The 6,133-nt window shown below is 59.4% G+C and carries 6 protein-coding genes; 5 read left to right on the forward strand and 1 reads right to left on the reverse strand.

Annotated features, from left to right (window positions below):
* The first annotated feature begins 105 nt into the window (after positions 1-105).
* The 5 genes from ABZW74_RS23525 to ABZW74_RS23545 all read left to right on the forward strand — a co-directional run bounded on the left by ABZW74_RS23525 (position 106) and on the right by ABZW74_RS23545 (position 5,808).
* Positions 106-1,134, forward strand: a complete 1,029-nt coding sequence (locus ABZW74_RS23525) for an AAA family ATPase (RefSeq protein WP_355279809.1) — start codon at positions 106-108, stop codon at positions 1,132-1,134.
* A 723-nt stretch (positions 1,135-1,857) separates the two neighbouring features.
* Complete coding sequence (locus ABZW74_RS23530) at positions 1,858-2,658, forward strand: recombinase family protein (RefSeq protein WP_355279796.1); 801 nt, start codon at positions 1,858-1,860, stop codon at positions 2,656-2,658.
* 2 nt (positions 2,659-2,660) lie between these two features.
* A complete protein-coding gene (locus tag ABZW74_RS23535; RefSeq protein ID WP_355279799.1) occupies positions 2,661-4,028 on the forward strand; it encodes a tyrosine-type recombinase/integrase in 1,368 nt (455 codons plus the stop codon).
* 149 nt (positions 4,029-4,177) lie between these two features.
* Entirely contained in the window at positions 4,178-4,588 is a 411-nt protein-coding gene (locus ABZW74_RS23540) for a hypothetical protein (protein ID WP_355279802.1), read from the forward strand.
* Positions 4,585-5,808: a DUF6575 domain-containing protein gene (locus ABZW74_RS23545; RefSeq protein WP_355279804.1), complete on the forward strand. Its 1,224-nt coding sequence runs from the start codon at positions 4,585-4,587 to the stop codon at positions 5,806-5,808. Before ABZW74_RS23540 ends, ABZW74_RS23545 begins: the two co-directional genes overlap by 4 nt.
* 39 nt (positions 5,809-5,847) lie before the next feature.
* Here ABZW74_RS23545 and ABZW74_RS23550 read toward each other — a convergent pair.
* On the reverse strand, positions 5,848-6,133 hold a 286-nt coding region (locus tag ABZW74_RS23550; RefSeq protein ID WP_355279807.1), incomplete at its 5' end, for a hypothetical protein.

Consider the following 6,133-nt stretch of genomic DNA (forward strand, 5'->3'; position numbering starts at 1 on the left):
GCTTCAGCTCAGCCGAGTACCGCTTCGATCCTGCCGCTGCCATAGGTTTCATTCTCCCTTGAGACCAACCCTCCGGAAACACCGGGACGGATCAGGAAGCTTACGATCTTTGAGGGTGAGCCTGACGTCGGAAAGTCGACCATGACCTTGATGTGGGCGGCGATGGTCAGCAATGGTGGACCGTGGCCACGGTCAGTTGTTGGCGAGGACGAGAGTCGGAATGAGAAAGGCCTTGCTGAGCCCGCTGGCATAGTGCTTGTCGGCGTAGAGGACGACCTCGCGGACACTGTGGTTCCTCGGCTCATAGCAGCCGGGGCGGACCTCGACCGTTTGTCGACCATGGCGAGGCCTCGCGACAACGAAGGCCGACCAATTCCCTTCCTGATTCCAGACGATGTGGACAAGCTACGTCGGGCAATCGAGGAGGTAGACGCAAGGCTGGTCATCATCGATCCGATCAGCGCGTTCATGTCGGACGCCGTGAAACCAGGAAGCGATACCGCGAACCGCAAGGCGTTGATGACGTTGGCGGACGTGGCAGAGCAGACAGGCGCGGCGATCGTGTTGGTCCGGCACCTGAACAAAGGGACCGGAATGAGCGCGAAACACCGGGGTGGTGGTTCCATCGCTTACACCGCGCTGGCGCGATCGGTGCTACTGGCTGCGAAGCTTTCGCCGAGTGAGGACCGGGAGAACACCGAGGCGCGCTATGGGTTGGCACTGACGAAAGGAAACCTGGCACCCGCATCGAAAACGCTTGGCTATCAACTGGTGTCGAGTTCGAGCGATCCAGATTCGCCGATAGTGCTGTGGGCCGGTCTGTTAGACGAGAGCGCTGACCAACTCGTTGGTGCAGATGGAGCCAAGGGTGATGCACGGAAAGCAGCGCCAGCCCGTGATGAGGCTGAACGACTAATCCGGGAGATTCTGGCCGCTGGCCCTGTGGACGCAAAGGAGGTTCGCAAGATGGTCCAAGCCGAGGCTGGGTGTAGTGAGAAAACAGTTACTAACGCTGCCAACAAGATTGGCGTAGTGAAGACACCTGTTCGCGTGGAAGGTGGAAGTCGAATTGATCACTGGACTTGGGCGCTGTCAGGACGGATCAAGCCGCAAAGCGACAAAGGCAGCACGTAGAAAATGGCCAGTAGAGCGCCGATGCGCCCTAGAATCCCTCGGTTCTCTCCTCTCTCGACCTAGGGGTTCTAGGGACTTCTGAGTCTCCTGGGTGCCTGGGTTTCGTTTGTAGTCAGATGATTTGGAGGTACCGCACACATCCAGACGCCCCCAGTATCCCCTAGAACTCCCTAGAAGTAGTAGCGGTAAGAGAGGGGGATACGTGCGCGCGTCGGAAACGCAGGAGTAGTCGCGATTCGCGATTGATTCCAGGTCAAGTCAGGTTTAGAACGAGGTAGCCCAAATGCGTTGTTGTTCCTTTATATCAGGGATGAGCCTCGTTTTCGACTGCCAGTCGATAACCCCCTCGCAAGCACCCGCCTCGGCTCTGAACGCTGCCAGCCACTCACAACGCGGCACCGACGCAGCAGAAGGCCATCGCCATTCTCCGGGGCTGAAAGCGCGTACTCACCCTCGGAGCCCGAGAATGGGTTCAACATGGGGAGCGTTGGAGCTACCCGCCATTCAGGCGTACTTCCGACCGGGCAGAGAGCGCGAGAACTGCGCGCAGGCATCGAGAATGCATGGAATATGGCCCCAATGAACAACTTTCGGCTCCGTCTCTCCGTGATGGCTGGCGTACCGTCGGAGGCGTCGGAAACCCCAATACGACCGTTTACCGTTCCGACGCCCACTGACCAGGCGCTTCGCAGATGGCCGGCCAAGCCTCAATAGGAGATCAACGTGAGCACAGCGGAACGAACAGCAGCACTGCGCCGCGCCATGGCAGGACGCCCCACACCGCCAAGCCGGCCAAACGCAAGCGCAGCAGTCGAACAGACTCACGCGGAGGTCAACACTTCGGGCAGTGGACAAGTTGCTGAGAAGAGTGGAGACATGTTGCCGCTCAGAGTGATTGGATACGTGCGCGTGAGTACGGCGAGCCAGGACGCCAATGGGTACGGATTGCGTGCGCAGCGCGAAGCATTGGAGAACTATTGCGCTTCCAATGGGCATCAGTTACTCACTGTCACAAGCGATGTCATCGGCGGAACCAAGGCTGAGCAGATGTACGGGCGTGCCGTCGCGATCCAAGCGTTGGACGCGGGTACGGCGGACGTGCTTTTGGTGCGGGCGCTGGATCGTGCAACCCGCGACCAACTCGACGCTGCACAGCTCTACAAGCATGCCGACGAGAACGGTTGGCTCCTGATGGACTGTGAAGGTGCGAACAGCGGAGACCCCAGCCAGCGACTGACCGCTGACATTCGGCTCGCGGTTGGCGCAGAGGAACGGCGGCGCATCAGCGTGCGCACCAAGGAGGGCTTGGCGCGTGCACGACGCGAGGGTAAGAAGCTCGGCAGGCCAAGCAAGATACCGCGCCCGGTGATTGACGAGATCATCCTCATGCGCAGGGATGAGGGGATGGGGCCGAAGGCAATCGCCAACCACCTCGATTCAATCGGAATCCCGACGCCAGGCGGCGGATACCGCTGGCACTACAGCAGCGTTCGACGCATCTTGAATCGGGAAGGTATTGGGTAACAATGGCATCCGTACGAAAGTTCACGTCAAGCAAAGATGGAAGGCCCTACTACAAGGTCAAGTGGCGGACGCCGGATGGCAAGCACCGGACCAAGGGCGGTTTCCGTACTCGCAAGGAGGCTGACGCCTACGCCACGACTGTCGAGTTCAACCAGCGTCGCGGCACTACGTTTGACCCGAGGTCGGGTGACGTCACATTCCGCACCGCAGCCTCGGCATGGCTTGACAGCCGCCACGACCTGAAGACGACGACGCGGCGTGGCTATGAGTACGCGCTTGCGCCAGCAGAAGACCGCCACGGCGACATGGGAGAGTTGGGCATTGATGCGGTGTTCGGTGGATACCCGATCAATGCGATTAAGCGCGAACGTATTTCAGAGTGGGTGCAGGCGCTGACAGACGCGGGTAAGAAGCCATCCACGGTGCGCCATGCCTACTTCCTGGTGCGGATGGTGCTGGCACAGGCGGTGGTGGATGGCCGGCTGACGAGTAACCCCGCTGACTACGTGCGCCTACCCTCCGAGCACAGCGCAAGCGGTGGAGGTGCGGGCACGGTCGATGACCCTGCGCAGTTCCTCACTGCGACTCAGGTTGCCGCGCTCGTCGCCGCAACGCCTTGGCCATTCATTATCTACGTCCACATCGCAGCATGGGCAGGACTGCGAGCTGCGGAGTTGGCCGGGCTACAGGTCGGGGACGTTGAGCTCCCGGAGCATTCGCTGAACCCAAATGCTCGCCAGAAGCCGGGGACGTTGCGCGTGGAGCGGACGGTGCAGGTGATCGACGGGGTCGCCAGCTACGTCGCGCCCAAGACCCGAGGCAGTCGCCGCCGCGTACCGCTGACTCCGGCAACGGTGGACCTTTTACGCGACTACCTTGCGGAGCACCCGCGTCGGAGTGAGCCGACGGCACCACTGTTCCCGGCGATGCGGCTGGTTGCGGAGCGGCCGACAGGCATCAAGCGCAGCGACGAGCCGGAGTCAGCCAAGGCGAAGGCAGGCCGACAAGCGGACGCCCTGGCTGCCCTCGATGTGTCCGAGGCGGAGGACCGGTTGGCGCTCGACTGGACCGAGTTGCTGCGGCACCAGACGTTCTACAAGGCCGTGTTCAGGCCTGCCGTGTTGCGTGCGAACCGGATCGCTGGGCAGCGGGACAGCCTCACGCCCAGCCTGCCAGCGGATTTGAAGTTCCACAGCCTTCGGCATACGTACGTGTCATTGTGCGTCGCTGCAGGCATCCAACCGCTGGAGATCGCGAAGATGGCCGGCCACGCGAAGGTCACCACGACGCTGACGGTCTATGCCCACCTATTCGAGGACGACCACGCCGACGCAATGTCTGCGTTGGGCGATGGGCACGACGACGGATAGCGGGAACGTAGTGAACCTCGTGAGTGCACACCGACGCTAGCAGGTCTCAAATGCGTAACCGGTGGTCACGTCTGAGCATCCACCTCGTACAGTGCGCATCAGGTAATCGAGGACTTCAGTTGTCGGTTGCCCCTGTGATACTGGAACCCATGAAGGAGAGTCGGTTGGCGGAGTGGCCTGAGCACTTCCCGGACTCGTGTCCGCCTGCTGATGCGTCGCCAGCTGAAGGCTTCTTCTACCGAATAGTCGACGCTGCACCTCCGCAAGACGACGACTTCTTGAGTAATCTGAGGCTGTTCCAGTTAGGAAAACGCTTCAAGCGAGGAAAGAACTGGACCGATGACTGTCAGGCTGCGGGGCTTAGCGTTCTCGCGGATCGTGACGAGGCGATCAACCTTCGTGATTCGTGCGGCCCGATGCGGAGGAAGGCCATCGCGCACGGCGACACGACCGGCATCGGCCTGATGAAACACACCCCGGGCCGAGCGGGCGCGAGTCACCACACCTGGTGGTTACCCGAAGGCGAGAAGCCGGCAAGTGACTTCGAGGTCGTCGTATGACTTGGCTGCCCAGCGGCACAGTTCTGGGTGAACTGCTCATGGAAGAAACGCTGGTCTACTACGACGGGCCACGTGTCTTCACGTGCCGCTCGATCACTGACCAACGTTACTTAGTGGCGTGGGCGAATGAGCAAGACGATGGAGACACGTGGTTGTACGTGCCGCTGTCGCAAGCGCGCCTCAACGTTCTACGTTCTGGTGCCTGGCCACTACGTGAAGCATTCGTGCTCCCGGAATCGATTGTGTATCGGGTTGACCTGACTGACAGTGATGAAGATTCGAATTCCGCTCGCGATGTCGCGCGGCTGATCAGTTCCGAAGACATCCCAGAGGATTGGCTACCAGGCGAGAATTTTCGGCTTGAACTTGAGACAGCGACCGTCACACCTGCAGACAGTCCAGAAGTGCTGGCGTTTAAGGCGCAGCAGGAGAACCGGACCCGCCTTCGTCTAGAGATTGACCACGCCGATGTCCTTCGTACCGAAGCACCTACCCGACAGGTAGGCGAAATTCTCGTACTCGCGCAACGCATGTATGACAACTTTGGCATGAGCTTGGGTTCCGGGGAAGTCAATGCGAAGGGACGCATACCGAAGGAAATCGCCAGTCGTGTTGCGAGCGATGTCCTTGCACTATCCGCTGCAAGCTTCGTGATTGAACTTGGGTCTAGAAACTTTGAGCCTTTGTTCGGGGATTCACTATTTGCTGATTCGACAAAGCACCTTATAGCCCTGCTTGACCCGAACCTTGAGCGCGAGGCCATATCGGAGCAATTAAGGGATCTAGGGCCACGGGCCGCGAAAAGTTTCCGAAAGTTTGTTTCCGGGTTAGCTGATACAGGCGCGGATGTATCGGTCGCGGCTGCCAGCGTGAATTTTGGGTATACCGTTCAGGCGATGTCGTCCGAACGCCTCGGATTTCTTAAGCTGATGCTGACCCGCCTCGTGCCGGATGAAGAAGTGACATCAATTCGCGAAGAGATGGAACTAGTCGCTTACGATTCGGGGCGACGAACCTTCGGTTTGAAAGGGTCTGCCGATGACGTATACGAAGGCGCAGTTTCCGCGGTGGTGACTCGGCAGATGCCTAACCCCACGATCCACGCACGGTATGACGCGTTGATCGAAGCAACAAGCGTCTTGAATGAGGTTATCGGTGAGACCAAGGTCACATACCGGCTGCTTCAATTGATACCGGCCTCTACAAATGCGAACACCTGACGGTGGATCTAGTCGATTCTCTGTCAGAATTGATCGTCGTTAATCGTCGTTGAGCGGCGGATTGACGTGATAGACAAATTGACGGGCATCATCGATCTTATTTCGGCGTTGGTATTTACTTGCATTTCGAAGGGTGAAGACCATCGTGCGGCTTTCGCCTATGTCATCATTCTTGACGACCCACTCGACTGTCTGTCGACGGCCATGAAAAACTGCCCATGGGTGGCCACGAAAGTGCCCGCTGACGGCCAATAAGGACTGCCCGCTGGCGGTCAGGTAGGTGCCCGTTGGTGGCCACGATTTTGCCCACGTCTTCTTGTTGATC

The organism is Gordonia sp. NPDC003585 (genome assembly GCF_040610755.1).
In the GTDB taxonomy this organism is placed as follows: domain Bacteria; phylum Actinomycetota; class Actinomycetes; order Mycobacteriales; family Mycobacteriaceae; genus Gordonia.